The sequence below is a fragment of the Vallitalea guaymasensis genome, assembly GCF_018141425.1.
Classification (GTDB): Bacteria; Bacillota; Clostridia; order Lachnospirales; family Vallitaleaceae; genus Vallitalea; species Vallitalea guaymasensis.
In genome coordinates this window covers 4,682,679-4,700,003 of sequence record NZ_CP058561.1, presented here as the reverse complement: position 1 = coordinate 4,700,003, position 17,325 = coordinate 4,682,679, and the positions used below count along the sequence as shown (strand labels likewise).

The 17,325-nt window shown below is 31.7% G+C and carries 12 protein-coding genes and 1 other annotated feature; of the genes, 1 reads left to right on the top strand and 11 read right to left on the bottom strand.

Annotation, left to right across the window (positions count from 1 at the left end; translation table 11 throughout):
* Nucleotides 1-4: 4 nt before the first annotated feature.
* The 11 genes from HYG85_RS20175 to HYG85_RS20125 all read right to left on the bottom strand — a co-directional run bounded on the left by HYG85_RS20175 (nucleotide 5) and on the right by HYG85_RS20125 (nucleotide 15,768).
* Nucleotides 5-1,045, bottom strand: coding sequence for a ParB N-terminal domain-containing protein (locus tag HYG85_RS20175; RefSeq protein ID WP_212691172.1), 1,041 nt, complete (start codon nucleotides 1,043-1,045; stop codon nucleotides 5-7).
* Nucleotides 1,046-1,331: 286 nt separating this feature from the next.
* Nucleotides 1,332-2,108, bottom strand: a complete 777-nt coding sequence (locus HYG85_RS20170) for a ParA family protein (protein ID WP_212691171.1) — start codon at nucleotides 2,106-2,108, stop codon at nucleotides 1,332-1,334.
* A 516-nt stretch (nucleotides 2,109-2,624) separates the two neighbouring features.
* Nucleotides 2,625-3,632, bottom strand: coding sequence for a M48 family metalloprotease (locus HYG85_RS20165; RefSeq protein WP_212691170.1), 1,008 nt, complete (start codon nucleotides 3,630-3,632; stop codon nucleotides 2,625-2,627).
* Nucleotides 3,625-3,972 (bottom strand): DUF4160 domain-containing protein, encoded by a 348-nt coding sequence (locus tag HYG85_RS20160; RefSeq protein ID WP_212691169.1) that lies wholly within the window; start codon nucleotides 3,970-3,972, stop codon nucleotides 3,625-3,627. The genes HYG85_RS20165 and HYG85_RS20160 overlap by 8 nt, the downstream gene beginning before the upstream one ends.
* Before the next feature lie 287 nt (nucleotides 3,973-4,259).
* A complete protein-coding gene (locus HYG85_RS20155) occupies nucleotides 4,260-6,035 on the bottom strand; it encodes an alanine--tRNA ligase (RefSeq protein WP_212691168.1) in 1,776 nt (591 codons plus the stop codon).
* 160 nt (nucleotides 6,036-6,195) lie between these two features.
* Complete coding sequence (tnpA, locus tag HYG85_RS20150; RefSeq protein ID WP_212691167.1) at nucleotides 6,196-6,663, bottom strand: IS200/IS605 family transposase; 468 nt, start codon at nucleotides 6,661-6,663, stop codon at nucleotides 6,196-6,198.
* A 157-nt stretch (nucleotides 6,664-6,820) separates the two neighbouring features.
* Nucleotides 6,821-7,066: a binding site (T-box leader), on the bottom strand.
* A 498-nt stretch (nucleotides 7,067-7,564) separates the two neighbouring features.
* On the bottom strand, nucleotides 7,565-8,491 hold the full coding sequence (gene metA / locus HYG85_RS20145; protein WP_212691166.1) for a homoserine O-acetyltransferase MetA: 927 nt from the start codon (nucleotides 8,489-8,491) through the stop codon (nucleotides 7,565-7,567).
* 128 nt (nucleotides 8,492-8,619) lie between these two features.
* Nucleotides 8,620-12,243, bottom strand: coding sequence for a chondroitinase family polysaccharide lyase (locus HYG85_RS20140; protein ID WP_212691165.1), 3,624 nt, complete (start codon nucleotides 12,241-12,243; stop codon nucleotides 8,620-8,622).
* Nucleotides 12,244-12,790: 547 nt separating this feature from the next.
* Nucleotides 12,791-13,972, bottom strand: coding sequence for an iron-containing alcohol dehydrogenase (locus tag HYG85_RS20135; RefSeq protein ID WP_212691164.1), 1,182 nt, complete (start codon nucleotides 13,970-13,972; stop codon nucleotides 12,791-12,793).
* Between the two features lie 18 nt (nucleotides 13,973-13,990).
* A complete protein-coding gene (locus tag HYG85_RS20130; protein ID WP_212691163.1) occupies nucleotides 13,991-14,473 on the bottom strand; it encodes a hypothetical protein in 483 nt (160 codons plus the stop codon).
* Between the two features lie 257 nt (nucleotides 14,474-14,730).
* Nucleotides 14,731-15,768, bottom strand: a complete 1,038-nt coding sequence (locus HYG85_RS20125) for a LacI family DNA-binding transcriptional regulator (protein WP_212691162.1) — start codon at nucleotides 15,766-15,768, stop codon at nucleotides 14,731-14,733.
* 200 nt (nucleotides 15,769-15,968) lie between these two features.
* Here HYG85_RS20125 and HYG85_RS20120 point away from each other — a divergent pair, with 200 nt between their 5' ends.
* Nucleotides 15,969-17,306 carry an alpha-amylase family glycosyl hydrolase gene (locus tag HYG85_RS20120; RefSeq protein ID WP_212691161.1) on the top strand — a complete coding sequence of 446 codons (1,338 nt, stop codon included), beginning with the start codon at nucleotides 15,969-15,971 and terminating at the stop codon, nucleotides 17,304-17,306.
* Nucleotides 17,307-17,325 lie beyond the last annotated feature (19 nt).

Here is a 17,325-nt window from a genome sequence, read left to right as displayed (position 1 = left end):
TTCCTTACATATCTAATTCTTCATTTTCTGATTCATCACTTTCTATATTTACATCTTCATACTGTGTAGATTTATAATACATAGCTAATGCCTTTTCAATTATACTCATTACTTCTTGTTCATCCTGTTCGGGTTTGAAATGTTTTATAAAAACTTTATTCCAATATTTCGGTGGTTTAGGCTTTTTTTCTTTATCTTTATTTTCTCCTCTGATAATTGCATGTGCTGATTCAAAAGTTAAAGGTTCTTTTTTATCTGCTCCTCGTAGATTTCTAGCTCTTTTCATATCAATCTTAAAATTTTCTTCTGTTACAATAGCGTGAACAATATCAAGACTCTCTTCTCTTAGATAAGATAAGTCAACACCTGCTCTAATAGCTATTTGTCCAATGTCCACTAATTCTTTAAATTCCTTTGGAAGTTTAGCTATACGTAAATATCTTGCTACTGAATTTTTTGATAGATTATATTCTTGTCCTACTTTTCCCATACTGGTTTCTAACTTCTTCCCCAGTGGGGAAGAAGTTCCTTGATCTATGCTTGGTGATTTAGATAACTTCTCTATCTCCTTTAATAAATCTGTTCTAACTCCTTGTTTCTTCATAGCTTCATGTCTTACTGCAACTACTGTTGCCCTTTCTGAATGAGGTAAATCAGTAAAGGATCGTTGCATTGTATTAGTTTCAGTTACTATAAGGAGTGCTTCTTCTTCTGTTAACCCTTCCTTAACAATACCTGGTATTTCACTAAGTCCCAATGCCTTACAAGCTTCGACTCTATTATGTCCTGAGAGTATTTCAAATCTAAGTTTTTGCTTTCTTACCACAATAGGTACAATTACACCAAATTGTTTTATGCTCTCTACCATTTCATTAAACCTATCTCCCTCATATAACTTAAAAGGATGGTTTTTAAATGGTACTAGTTGTTCTATCTTTATCATATCTTGATTAATTTTTTCATCTTTATTTTCTATTTCATTTTCATAATCCTCACCGAAAATTGCCATAAAAGGCTGTACCTTTTTTGCTTCATCTTTTCCCAATTTTTATCAACTCCTTACTTAACTGTTCATCTTAAGTATTTTTTGCTTTCTTAACACAATCATCTCCAAATATCGTCATGAAGAGCTTCACCTTTTTTGATATCAGCTTTATTCAATTTAACATCTCCTTCCACAAATCATATTTTCTTTTAATTATTGATGCTCTCAAACTTACAAACTTGGTTTTAAACATAAAAATAGGACAACGGTTATTCAGTGAAAAGAATAGGAATTTAAACCGTTGTCCTTCATAATATTTTTATATGAATTTACTCAGTGAACAATGTTAACTTACCAATTCTTGTGCAAATTCTTGATAAGCTTTAGCTGCTTTATTATTTGGCATATACTCTACAATGCTCATGCTTTTAAGATTGGCTTCCCCCACTTTAACTGACTTTGGTATCTTAGTATTAAATATCTTGATATTCTCGCCATAGGAGTCTTGAAGCATTTTATATATATTCTTAGATAAATTCGTCCGATCATCAAACATGGTTAAGAGTATACCCTCAAATGTGATTCTTTTGTTAATACGTCTTTTGAGTTTATATATTGTTATTAGCAGAAGCTCAAGTCCTTTTGCAGATAGATATTCTGGTGTTGCAGGAATTAATACACTGTCACAAGTTGCTAACACATTGACTGTCATTAGTCCTAATGAGGGCATACAATCAAGAAGAATGTAATCATAATAGTCCTTTATCTCGTCAATGATTGTCTTAAGCACATATTCCCTACTCATTGTTGATACTAAGTTAATATCTACTGCCGATAATTCTATACTACTTGGTATTATATCCACACCTTCTTTTTTGATAACGTATTCTTCCCTAGGTGGAAGGTCATTATCTGTTATAACCTTCATCATTAGATGATATAACGTATTATCTAACTTATGAGGGTTCTCTATTCCAAAGCAATCCGTCATGCTCGCTTGATTGTCACAATCAACTGCTAATACCCTATACCCTTGATTAGCTAATATAGTTGCTAAATTTCTACAGGTTGTACTTTTACCAACGCCACCCTTCTGTGATGCAATAGCTATTATCTTACTCATGGTTTATCCTCCTTTTTATCTTCTCTATAATTTGATTATACCTATGTTAGACAACCTATCTCAAGGTTTCATCGTTTTTGTTTGTATTATGATTGGCAAGATTTATTGCAGTTTATATATCAAATAAAAAAATCCTAAAAAATAGACTCTTTTATCTACTTCTTAGGACTTTATATTAGTCATTCATATCGTACCTTGTTTCCAACGTTACTGAACTGGACCCGCTGAGCCCCTCTTCTTGGCAATGCTCGCACCCAGTTAAGGAATGTGCGTAGCGTACGGAGACATTTTGTTAGGTGATGGAATCAATGGAAGCTGCCATTAGCCATTAATTAAAAATCGTTTAATTTGCCTATTTAAAACATTAACCTAAGTTCAATTATGTACTAAAAAAGTGCTCTCTTTATGTAGCTATTAACTATTCTATATCAATTGAATTAGAATAATATATAAAAGCCTCATAGACACCTAAAAACAGTGGTTGTTTTTATTGTTGATACCCTAATATCATAATTTTTAATAATTAGAAATATATGATAAGGCAAATTGTTTTACTTTATAATACATATCTTTGCGCCAACAATCTTCAATCTCTTTTGCCTCTCTGCCATAAGACACCATATCGTTAACAAATTTATCCTTATCTACATTATTTAAAGTATTAAAAAAACTAACAACGTTGGCAATAGTTTTAAATATTTCGTCTTTATAATCATTATCATTTATTAGTCTACATGCTCCATCTATGCATAAACAAGCTCTTACTGATGACTTAGGATGAGTATTGCTTATTTTGTTATCGATGCCCATCAGACAACATACACCTTGTATGCCCGCTGCAAAAAGCCTGTAAACATCAATTTTACCTTCAACTAAAGAAAGAATATAATCATCATTTTTTATTAATTCTTCCATTTCTTGAAAAAGAAAACAAGCAGCATATGAATCCGCATCTACTTCTAATGCTTTAGATTGTTTAGAGGATAGCTTAATATGTATTGGTTCGTTTAGATGAAATGTAAATTTGTTTTGGTTAACTGATCTTGAATATCCGCAATGGCCATTTAAATAATGACCTAGTTCATGTAAAATAACAAACTTGACAGCAAACATTGACATATATTCAGCTATTGCATTTACTCTACTATCAGCATTAATGTGGAAAATAACAGGAATTTCTCTGTTTTCTTCATCTCTTGATATTAGTTTTATTCTTTTAATATTTTCCTTAGAATAAGTAAACTTACATTGACATATATCTGTACATAGATTAAGCTTATAAAAGATTTCGTATATTCTTAATAATGTTCCTTCGGTTACATATAATTTTATTTTTTTGTTATCCATTGTATTAATTACGGCATCAATATAAGGAGATCGTATATAGTCAAAAGTCAATAATTTTTGAATTCCTTTTGTAATTAAGTACGATTCTGCATATTTTTTATACAAATCATATACAATTATATCGGTCCCACTAAACCACGAATAATTACAGCTTTTTTGAAGAAAAGTATTATCCATTAATTATTATCTCCTTGTCAGGATGAAGTGAATTCCATTTACAAATTAGTATATCTTGATGTGCAATTCCCCAATTTATAATTATTTTATTATCCTTCGAAGAAAAATTACCATCCCTTTTTTGGACAGGTACAATTAAATAACTTCCACTGAATTCACCTGCTTTAACGTGGAAATGTCCTTTATAGTGACATTTTTCACGAGGTCTAATTTCAAAATTAAATTTCTGATAATTTCCTACGTTAAGAGGAAAATCTCCGCTAGGAAGATTATCCCATATGTCATTAGGCAACAGTTGTAATTTTAATTCTTGTATTACTTTTTCAAAGTCTTTATCCATAATACCTCCGTAATTAACATATAAATTTGTCTGTCATACTTCCTATTATTGCTAAAATACAACTTTATGTCAAATAAATTTCGTGCAGAATAGAATACTAATTGATTCTGTTACCTAACTTCTAGGTTTACATCTAAACATATTATTTTATACCGTTTATTTTCCTTAAAATATATTCTTGGAACATCACAATTGTATAGAAAACTATTAAAGATTATTGGGGGAAAGTACGATTTAAAAAACTATATTTTTCTATACGGTATACTTATTCTTCTTCAGTTGTTACATTAATCCAAATCAACAATAGCTTTTATTCTTCTTACACCTGAAGAAGAACTTTGCTCTTTAATTATTTTAAAATACCTAAGTTCAGCTGTATTAGAAACATGTGGTCCACCACATATTTCTAATGAATATCCTGGAATAACATAAACTTTAACAACGTCACCATATTTTGATTCAAAGATTCCTATTGCTCCACTTTCTTTAGCATCTTCTACATTCATTTCAATACAATTAATATCAATACTCTCATTGATAGCCTTATTAACAATGCTTTCTACCTGACTTATCTCTTCTTCAGATAACTTTCTATGAAAAGAAAAATCAAATCTTAGTCGTTCAGAATTGATGTGGCTTCCTCTTTGAAAAACCGAATCTCCCAGAACTTGACGAAGCGCACTATTGAGCAAATGCGTTGCGGTGTGTAGTCTAACACTGTTACGATTATGTTCTGCCAACCCTCCTTTGAATTTCCCAGCAGCTCCACTTCTGGATTTCTCCTGGTGCTCTTCAAACTTTCCTTTAAACCCCTCTACGTCAACAATAATTTCTTTTTCCCCTGCTAATTCTAATGTGAATTCAATAGGGAAACCATAGGTATCGTATAATTTAAAAGCTTGTTGACCGTTCAAACATTCACCAGCTTGTAATTTCCCAAAATATTTGTTTGCCATTTTCAATCCACTTTGAAGAGTTTTATCGAATTTATCATATTCCTTTTTCAACTCTTCAATGATAGTTTCTCTGCATAACTTAATCTCAGGATATGCTTCTCCATATATTTCAATAACTTCTTGCGCTAATTCAGGTAATATATTCTTTTTAACACCTAACTTATGAATCATACGAATAGTACGTCGAATAAGTCGTCTAAGTATATAGCCTTGTTCTGAATTTGATGGAACAATATTCTTTGGATCAGCAAGAATAAATACAGCAGCCCTAGTATGTTCACATATGATTTTATAAGTCTTTTCATTGCTTTTATCATATGATACCTCACTTATTTCTTCCAATTTATTGATTAATGGAACAAATAAATCTGTTTCATATACATTTTGTAGATTATTTGCTAGAATTAATAATCTTTCAAATCCTAAACCCACATCAACGTTCTTTTGCTTTAGTTCAGTAAGATTACCATCTTTATCTTTGTTATATGTCATAAAAACATTATTCCCTAATTCAACATACTTTCCACAACTACAGTCTGGTCCACACTCCTCACTACAATCAGGTAAATCATTTACATAGAACATTTCTGAATCAGGACCACATGGACCTGTCTCTCCAGCCGGTCCCCACCAGTTTTCATCATCTCCATAACAAAAAATCTGTTCTTTACTTAATCCTAGCTCTAACCATGTCTGAATAGCTTCAGCATCATATGGCACTTTATCATTTCCTTTGTAAACTGTTACTGCAAGGTTAGAAACAGGTATATTAAGTTTCTCTGTAAGAAATTCAAAGCTCATAGTAATTGCCTCTTTTTTAAAATAATCACCTAAAGACCAGTTTCCTAGCATTTCAAAGACAGTTAAGTGATAATCATCACCTACCTCCTCTATATCTCCTGTTCTTACACATCTTTGTACATTCACAAGACGTTTCCCCAATGGATGCTCTTTTCCTAAAAGATAAGGAACAAGTGGTTGCATGCCAGCTGAGGTATATAATACACTTGCATCATTTTCAGGCACTAAAGATGCAGCTGCGGCTAACTGATGTCCCCTTTCTTTGTAGTATGATACATATAGTTTTCTTAATTCATTTGCTGTCATAACCATTATCCTTTCTTATAAGATTGCATTAATCACCACCACCCGTAAAACGGGTGGTTTGCACTTACCCTATAAGGGTATATTACTAGCTGAGTCTCAAGACTCATTGAATAGTCTGCCAACTGCATCTATTCTCAAGTTACACCTAAAGGTGTTTTCATTAGCCTTTTATTATCGGCTTACCCGTAAACGGGTCAATATATTCCTTCAGACTTAATTGATCTGAGGCTATATCTTCTTGTAATTGATTTCTTATATACTGTTCTATTGCCTTCTTGTTCCTTCCTACTGTATCTACAAAATATCCTTTACACCAAAATTTTCTATTCCCATATTTATATTTTAAATTAGCATGTCTGTCAAATATCATCAGCGAACTTTTTCCTTTTAGATATCCTACAAACTGTGATACACTTAATTTAGGTGGTACACTTACTAACATATGTATGTGATCTTTACATGCATTTGCTTCTATTATTTCTACGCCTTTATACTCACATAATTTACGAATTATCTGCCCAATATCTTTTTTTATCTTTCCATAAATTATTTGACGTCTGTATTTTGGTGCAAATACTATATGATATTTGCAATTCCATTTGGTATGTGCTAAACTTTTGTTGTCCATTTGGACTTCCTCCTTTGTCTATTATAGATGCGGTCGGCAAACCTGCTTCTATCTTAGCATTGGAGGTTATTTTTTTCTACTCATAGCTATAAGCTTTTTAGAACCACAGGCATAGCCTGTGGTATTCATTAATACAAAAAACCCTAAGCTTTTAATAGCTTAGGGCGAATTCTTAATCCGTGGTACCACCTAAATTCAGAGATAATCTCTACACTCATCAAGTACAGGCAACTCAATTACCGATACTCTATCCTATGATAACGGTGGATTTCCGTTGAAGTCTACTATTATTTCGGTTCAAAGCTCCGAGACTGCTTCAATATATTGCTTGTGAAGATTCGCACCACCCATCTTCTCTCTGAACAATACAAGTATATTTACTACTTCTCTTCTTCGCCTTTATTATTTATTTCCATAATTTTATCACCATATATCATTTTTGTCAAATAAAAATATCCTGAGAATTTTTGCTATGGATTTTCATGACAATTTTTAATAATAAAAAAAAGTAACAGAAAACTGGCAAATCATAAAACTCCTTAAACACTAGTAAAATTAATGGGTTTGACGACGTAGTCGTACTACAGTCTTCAACAGATTACAGAAATTATTACTTACCCACTTTGTTAATTATTTTTGAATAATTATCTTTCAATAAAAAAACGAGAGCAACTGATAATTACCAGAGTTCTCGTTTTTCATTTAAAATTTCACTATAAATTATATAACCATTATAAGTTCAATATCATTAAAATATTAATTAAATACATCAAAATTTTTGACACCAATTCAATACCTTCCGACACCATTTTGACACCAAATGACACCAATTTGGCCCCATAAGCTACGATAACTTACGATACTTTACGAGTTTCAATAATCGCTGTAACCCCTGTAAAACCTAGCTTTCCTCACCAATTTCTTCCATTTGGTATGGCGTTTGCTGATATACATAATAATTCAACCAGTTTGAATATATAAGATGAGCATGTGCTCTCCAAGATACCTTAGGATACTGATTTTCATCATCGTAAGGAAAATAGTTCTTAGGTAACTTCACGTCCATACCTTTTTCCTTATCTCTAAAATATTCTTGTTTTAAAGTAAGAGGATCATACTCTGAATGTCCAGTAACGAATATCTGTTTAGCATCTTTGGACATAACAATATATACTCCTGCCTCATTGGATTCCGATAAAAGTTCTAATTCAGGATTATTAATGATATCCTCTCTATTAACTCCTGTATGTCTTGAATGTGGAACAAAAAAGCTATCATTGAATCCTCGTAATAATTTATAGTTAGGCTTTAATACATTATGCTTGAATATACCAAACATTTTATTAGAAAGCATATGCTTATTAACTCCATAATGATAATATAATCCCGCTTGTGCTCCCCAACATATGTGAAAAGTTGATGTAACATTGGTTTTAGTCCATTCCATAATCTCTTTTAACTCATCCCAATATCCAACTTGTTCATAATCCATATGTTCCACTGGTGCACCAGTTATTATCATACCATCAAATTTTCTATGTCTTATCTCCTTAAAGATTGTATAAAAACTCAATAAATGCTCCTTGGATGTATTTTTGGACTCATAAGATTCAGGATGCAATAGAGTAATTTCAACTTGTAAAGGTGTATTACTGAGTAGACGTAACAACTGAGTCTCTGTAGCCTGTTTTAATGGCATCAAATTAAGTATAGCAATCTGCAAAGGACGTATATCCTGACGCATAGCTCTATCTTCATCCATTACAAATATATTTTCTTGCTTTAGAACTTGTTTAGCTGGTAAATTATTGTCAACTTTAATTGGCATTTCGATCACCTTTTCTATTTATAGTAAATAATTATTAATATAATTAATACGAATTAGTACAAATCATTTATTAATTCATTATTATACTACAATGCTGTAAAAAACAAAAGGTGAAATGAATATTTATACTAATATGATATAGTTAATTGTGGACCATTAATGTCTTCTCTACTATCAAAAACCAATGTATTACCAGATACAGTATCATCTACAAAGTACAATGTCATCACTTTATCCCCTTGCAATTCACTATTAACGAATTGAGTTATATCAAATGTATACCATTTATTTGGCTCATCTATATTGACAGTAGTAATTTTGGTAGTCACATCTGGTTTATTATTATAGGATATACTGCTTTCATTCCATGAATCATCTGTTACAGCATAGATGGATACTGGTACTACTCCTGTCACTTTTGTAGGATATATTTTAAGTTCAGCAGTTTTAGCATCTACGCTAACATTGGTCATATCAAATTTCATGATAGTTTCTCTATTATTATTAGTGGAACCACCTTTTACTCTTAATGCTACTGTCCCATAATTCTGATCTCCATAATTACCATCTCTAACATAAGTATCCTCTGTAGGATTCAATGTTACTGGTGTTGGAGTTTGACCATTTCCTGAACCCTTTACCAATTCTATTTCTATGTTTTTACCATCAACACAATCAAATTCAATTGTTGTATCTGTATTAGAAGTTATAATCCTAGCTTCATCAGATGGATTCTTAAGCTGCCATTCTCCTCTTATTGTAAGAGTAGCTATATTTTGAGTACTTGGTACTCTAATGGCATCAGAAGTTATATCTTTATGTTTATCAAACTTTGGTAACCTAAGGTCTGGATCACTCATACTAAGTACTATTTCGTCTTCATTGAGATCTTTAGTCATTACCATACAAGGTACACTTACATTTTTTAAATATCCATGATCTATAACATTGTTTTGATTCATTATTGCATATCCTGTAACATTCAAGGATGAATCAGTTACAATATGTGCATCAACGTCTTTTTGTAGCACTTGATATGATGGATTACTAACAAATGTTTCCATCTGTTGTGGAGTAGCGCCTAATTTAATGGCATATTCATAACCTTCACCATTAGGATTTGTTCCATGATTAATCCAAGCTGTTGTATAATTTCCTGAAGTATCTAAAGAATCTCTATTATCCCTAGAGTTTTGAACTCCTCTTTGTATAAAAAGTCCATTGGCATCTGGTATATAATATCCGTTATTGTATGGGTCAATCAACCAAGCTGAGTCATGAGTATTTACTTGTTCTGAATAAGTATCACTAGTAATCTCGTTACTGGAATTATACCAAAATGGCATTGTACTATTGTTCATATATGCTTGGAATAATGTTGTTTCAGTTGGATTGATACTATCATTATTTTCAATATCTGAACCTAAACATACTATTGTATCTCCTAAGAAGAAAATTGATTTATTAGCTCTAAAACTTGTGTCATCATGGATGTCATGTAATTTCATACCAAAAACACCATACTGATTCTGCAATGTACTCCCACCAACAAAAGTTTGGTCGCTGAAACGTCTATGATTCGCATGACCACCAGTAAATATAAGTTCTGATAATGGTAAATGTTTTGTTGTTGCTCCAGGCCATCTATTCCAATCCCAACCATTATCTAGGTTATAACCGCTTTCTATTGTTCCTATTGGATTACCGCTTCCATTAATCTGTATACTTCCATATGATTGATATTTACCATATACATTTTCTTTTAATTGAGTTAACGTTTGTGGGTCAAATTTATTAGATGATTCATAATCCCAGACATATTGGCTATATCCTTTTACAGCCACCATAGCTTCTCCTTGCCTGTTTATTGCTAGACTTGAATATGGATATACCCAAGTTCCCTGTGGTGTACTTTCAGCTTGATATCCCCTTTCTGATAATTCAACTGCTAATTGCAACCCACCCATTGTATTTAAGTAATGAACAGAATATGTATTAGCTAATGGGAACAATCCATCTTTTAGATATGTTGAATCAGGTTTCCATAATTTCATAAAAGCTGTAGCCATCTCTTCATCAATAGGATTAGCTGCAAGTGCCATATAAGCATATGCTGGTACAAGTTTTGAAACTACTCCTGTAACATCTGGTAATCTACCACTAGCTCCTGCTGGTACGTTATACTGGTTTGCATATATACGTGCATGTAATAAAGAATTTTTTATATTATTAGTACTATTTTCTGATAAAGCAAATGTAGTATCACTTAACAAATAAGCTATCAATGATGCCATATGAATACCATTTACACCATATGCAGAAAGATAAGTACCTCTATGGTGATATAATGAATAATCACTCTTTATTGTATCAGAATACCCTGGTGCTATTGTAAGAGCTATATTATAGTAATTAACTAACCCTTTCATATAACGTACCTTCTCTGGAGTATCTTCCATGATAAGTACATATAATAGGTTATACATGAATTTTGTTCTTAATTCATCTGATGTTACTTCTTCTTGGTCTATATTCTCCTCAAATGTTTTACCAAAGATTGTTTGCCAAAAAATAGTCTCTCTTTCTCTTTCAAGTCTATTAGTTGCAGCTAACTCATCCTTCATCAAATATATAGCATGAAAATATCCATTATGCTTATTTGTTTCATGATCCATTGTTCCAAGTCCGCTTCCATATGCCCAACCTTGGTCATTCATATAATCTAGAGTATCAAAGAATTTTTCTTTACTTGAATCATTTCCATTTATTTTATAATCATAGACTAATGGTAGTAATACTGCTCTACTTACATCTACACCAAATTTCATTAAATGTGGGTCACGAGATGAGAATAGTGGTTCTCCTGTAATTCTGCCATCAGCATGTTTAACAATATTTAATTTCTCATATGCTTGCAAACCTTCTGTAATGAATTGTTGTAAAGCATTATTTCTTATACTTAGAGGTTCTTTTGTCAAATCTATATTTTCACCAAAAATCCATTTTTCATATTTTGCTTCAATATTATTAAAGGCGTTAATTTGTTCTTGAGTAATCTCTGTCTCTTCTGGCAAAGATGGTGTTAACTCACTATAATAATATGCCATATCCCAATACATTGCAGTTTCAATATCTGATACTCCTACTTTTGGCATTTGATAATCTGCACTACGGCTTTTTGGCATTTCATTAACAAATTCAACAATATCAAAATAAAGACTTCCTGCTTCACTAGGAGCGACTATATCCATGATCTCTAGTGGATCATTGTCATTGCCACTATAATTAGGGTTATCACCTTCTTGCTGAAATTTGACCCATATAGCTCTCCAACCTTTGAAGTTAATATTTACATCAAATTTATAATGTGGATTGTCTATATCTAGAGAAGATTCACCACCGAATTTAAAGGTAACCTTATCATTTATTGGATTTTCATTATATATCCATATTTTCATTCCGCCTCTTTTCTTAGCACCTGCTTCACTAAGATATAGTGGATTGTCTACCCTTAACTTAGAATCGGAAACAAAGTTCCATAAAAGTGAATTGGTCCCATGTTTATAATGATTATCACTTACTTCAACAGAACCACCATTAACAGTTTGCCAATTACTAGGAACATTAGCACCTTCAAAATCTTGGCATCTTGAATAATCATCATCTGCAGCCATTACTTTTATTGGTTCACTATATGCTAATGTACCCACCAGCATAATTAAAGCCATAAAAACTCCTACCATTTTCTTCATATAATTTTCCTCCCAAGCCTATAAATTTTAATGTATCTATATGTGGAATAAACTGTGGAAATGGATAATTTACATATATAAATTTAATAACTTAATATTTTCACTTTCCTCCTTTCTACTTATCCATCTCAAAAGACAGTTCACATATAAGCTAAGTAACAAATAACTATATAACCTTCCCCATAAACAATTATTATGTATTTGTTTCTATTAAAAAATAATTATTTTATATTGAAATCTTTATATTTAATACAAAAATACTCCTTTATTCAAGTAGTATTATATACTTTTAGAAATATTTTACACAACCATAAGATATTAATATTGTTGTTACATCTTAATATCTTATAATTATATAACAATATTTGAATTTCAATATATGATACTAATTTATCCTGCTTAACTACTGTTCTAGCAACTTATTATATAATAAAAAAAGACTATCTCATAATAATTATTTAACATCATCATAAAGAATATAAAATATTTCTTATACGATGATACTAAACTTATTATAAGACAGCCTAATAAAATTATGGCAATAAACTTAATAAGCTTGATTTAATATGGCAAACACTGCTTCTTTACTTACATTTCTATAATTAACTATTGCTGCTCCATCATTTATGGCATTTTCAACTATTTTTTCAAAGTCATCTTTTGAAACATTCACATCTCTAAGGCGGATAGGTAATCCACCCACTTCATTCAACTTTTTCAACATTTCCCTGATTTCTTCAATACATCTTTTTCCACGTTCATTCCTTGGGGTTACAGCTGTTTCTTCTATTCCTACAAAATATTGTAAAAGTTCACCATAAAGATTACCAACCGCATCATAATTATATTCCATACAGTAAGGAAGTAAAATAGACATTGCATATCCATGGGGTATATGACAAACTCCTCCAAGGGCGTGACCTATTGCATGAACCATACCAACCATGGAATTAGAAAAAGCTGTACCAGCCATATATGATGCATTAGCTAAAGCAAGTCTGGCATCTTCATCCTTACCATCAACTACTCCTCTTATTAGATTGTCGCAAATGAATTTTATAGCTCTTATAGCAAAAACATCACTTATTGGATTCTTTTGTTTACATGTATAAGCCTCAATAGCATGAACTAAAGCATCAAAACCAGTTGCCGCTGTTAATTTTGGTGGTAGTGTCAATGTCATTCTTGGGTCCAGTATAGCTACATCTGGGACTAAATTATATGAGATAAATTCCATTTTTACATTTTGTAATTTATCAGCTATTACCGCTACTAAAGTTGCTTCTGAACCTGTTCCTGAAGTAGTTGGTATCATAATCGACGGTACAGTTTTTCTTTGTATGATACCAAGTCCCATTATATCCAATAAGTTATCTGCTCCCGATGATAGTGTCAAATTAACTCCTTTGGAAGTATCTAGAACCGAACCTCCTCCAAGTGCTATCAAGCAATCGCATTCATTTTCTCTATAAATACTGGCAATAGCATTACAGACTTCTACACTTGAATCCGCTGGTACATCATCATATATTAATGGATTATCTATATCCCCTTCTTTTAAGGCTTTCAATAATATATTTACATGACCAAATTTAACTAACATCTTATCAGTAATAATAAGCGGTTTCTTACACATCATATTATTAAGTTCATAAGCTATATGGTCTATAGCATTTTTTCCTGAAAGTAGTTTCCCACGGTTTTGATATTCAAAATACTCTGAATTCATATTGTCTCTCCTCCTTCCTTATTTTAACCCGAATATTGTACCCATATATATGTTAAATGTATTAGAAGTCAATATAGGCTTCTCAGTAATAATTTTTTTCCAAATGAATTTTGGAAATAAATAACATTCACATATATAAAACATTCTAACTATTTTTAGTGTTTGAAATATATCTCCCTTCACAATCATTCTATTCTGGGCATATGCCTTGTCAAGCCCAATCTGTCCTGTAAATATTTCATATACTATATTCGTATATTTGAAGATTATTCTAATATCAGTTTTCATATCATCCTGATATTTCTTTTTTAATAAACTATTTCCCTGCTTGACAAAACAGATTTTAGGTCCATTCTTATAAGTGTCGATTATAATTGTATAACCATCTTTCCATTTAATAATTTCTTCACGGGCATTGTAATCCATTCTGACTGTTGCTTGTAACCCTCTTCCTATTATCTTAGCTATAAACCAAATAATAATCTTTTTAATCCAAACCACCTCCCAAATTTAATTTTTCAATGAAAATATGAATAATACTTAGATACTAGAAATTTATAATAGAATAAAAAAACATATAGTTGAAAAAAGTTAGGTTTTATTTCAAATATATGTTTAATATGTATATTAATATGCGATTTTTATTACGAAATATGTTCGGACGTCTATTCCTCTTAAGATTACCATATAGTGGATAAAATGTCAATTAGCTCTGTGCATTTCTAGCTTATATTTATTATTGCTCTCATTCTATTTATCTACTTGTTTCTTTGCTTAGTAGTTTCCCTGATTACTACTGAAACCGGCAATACTAGTGAGTTGGGAATTTCTGCATTTCCCTCGATACATCCTATTAGCAATTTGGATGTCTCTACCCCCTTAGTGTATATATCTTGTCGAACTGTAGTCAATGCAGGAATTGTATAATTAGAAAAACTTAAATCATCAAATCCAATAATAGAAATATCATCAGGTACATTCTTACCGAATTGGTGTAAAGTCTTTATTACACCATAAGCCATTATATCTGCTACAATAAATATGGCTGTAACATCTTTATGGTCTTTTATAAGACGATATCCAATATTGATTCCACCTTTGATAGATACCTCTTCTTCAATGACAGGACAATTTTTAATGTCTATACCTTCTTGTGTTAATGCACTGACAAATCCTTTATACCGTTGCTGATTTACTGGAGAATAATCAAGTATTGCTGTACCTATTGCAATATTTGTATGTCCAAGTGATAATAAGTGTTTTGTAGCAAGGTATGCCCCAAATTCATCATCAATGCCTACATTTATTACATCTTTTCTTTCATGATCATAAGAGTCTATGGTTACAATGGGAACTTCAAGGGTATAGACTTTATCCCAGAAATCCTCTTCATAACCACCTAGTATAGCAATACCATCAAGCATTCTTTTATGGGTCAATTCAATGGCTTGTTCCGCAGAACCAATACATGCAATTAAAATATCATAACCCAACATCCTGGCACTATATTCTATTCCACTAATAATCTCACTATAATAAGGATTCTCTTTCAATATAGTACCAGGTATATTATTTTCATAAACCTGTGGCATAAAAATCCCAATAAGATTAGATTTTCCTTTTGACAGAGTTCTTGCTGTCATATCCATTCTATAATTAAGTTTTTTGACAGCTGAAAATACTTTATTTCTCGTTGCTTCTGTTGTTTTATGATCATTGTGGTTTAATACATTGGAGACTGTTGCTACAGAAACACCTGCATACTTTGCCACATCTCTCATAGTTACCTTTGCCATTGCCATTCATCACCTTTATCTTAGATATTTTTTATTATAACGTTAAATATACTCTATAGCAATAGTTAATCCATGTACTCTATCCCATCTTGATATATAAAACTTGCACTATAACCGAAATAATATTTAACCGATTAACCTTGCTATTTTACTACATTTGTTTTATAATAATAGAGATGTTTTAGAAAGGGTGTACATTTATGCAGTTACAAAAAAAGGTATTCTTACTTATTCTATGTATAACTGTTTCACTAACTTGTTGTGGAAATTATTCACATTCCAAAGATTGGTTTGATGATGCAGTTATCTATGAAGTCAACTTAAGGCAATACACCGAAGATGGCACAATATCGGCTTTCAGAGAACACTTACCTCGCTTAAAAGAATTAGGAGTAGAAATTCTATGGTTTATGCCAATTTATCCAATCTCAGAAGTTAAACGTAACGGCACCTTAGGTTCATACTACTCTGTACAAGATTACAAAGCTGTCAACTCAGAATTTGGTACTTTTCAAGAATTCAAAGAACTAGTTGAAGAATGTCATGAAATGGACTTCAAAGTTATTTTGGACTGGGTACCTAATCACACAGGATGGGATAATCAGTGGATCTATGATCACCCTGAATGGTATACACAAGTTGATGGTCAGATCATCCACCCCGCTGGTACCAACTGGACAGATGTTGCTGACTTAAACTATGATAATCTGGAAATGCAGGATGCAATGATTGATGCTCTCAGCTATTGGATTAGAGAAACAGATATTGATGGTTATCGTTGTGACGTGGCTGGTAGAGTTCCTGTAGACTTCTGGAAAAAAGCAATTACAGAATTGAATTCAATAAAACCTATTTTTATGTTGGCTGAAGACGGAAGCAATATGAGTCTTCTATCAAACGGTTTTCAAGCAAATTACGGATGGTCATTATTTGGAACTATAAACAATTCCTCTAGTGGATATGGGTATGCATCCAACATTAAAAGAGAACTTCTAAGAGTACCAGTAATCTATCCAGATGGTTCATTACCCATGAACTTTATAACAAACCATGATGAAAATTCATGGAATGGTACCACTGGAGAACGTTTAGGTGATTGTGTGGATGCTATGAACGTGCTTATATTTACTTCACCAGGAATTCCTCTTATATATTCAGGACAGGAAGCATCTCTTAATAAACGTCTTGAATTTTTTGAAAAGGATGAAATTGATTGGTCTGATTTGTCAAAACAAGACTTTTACAAGAAGCTTATAAATCTCAAAAAAGAGAATCCAGCACTTTGGAATAATAATACCCAAAGTAAAATGACTTTTATAAATACTTCAAACAATCATATATTGATTTACATAAGACAAAAGGACGACAATACTGTTATAACAATTATAAACCTCTCAAATGAGACTGTTAATACTACCTGTGATTTTGGAGATTACGCAGGAGAATATACGGAATATTTTAGTGCTGATAAAACTTCATTATCAGCACAATATTCCATTGACATAGCACCATTCTCCTACTTGGTTTTTACAAAGTGATAATGGAAGAATATAATTA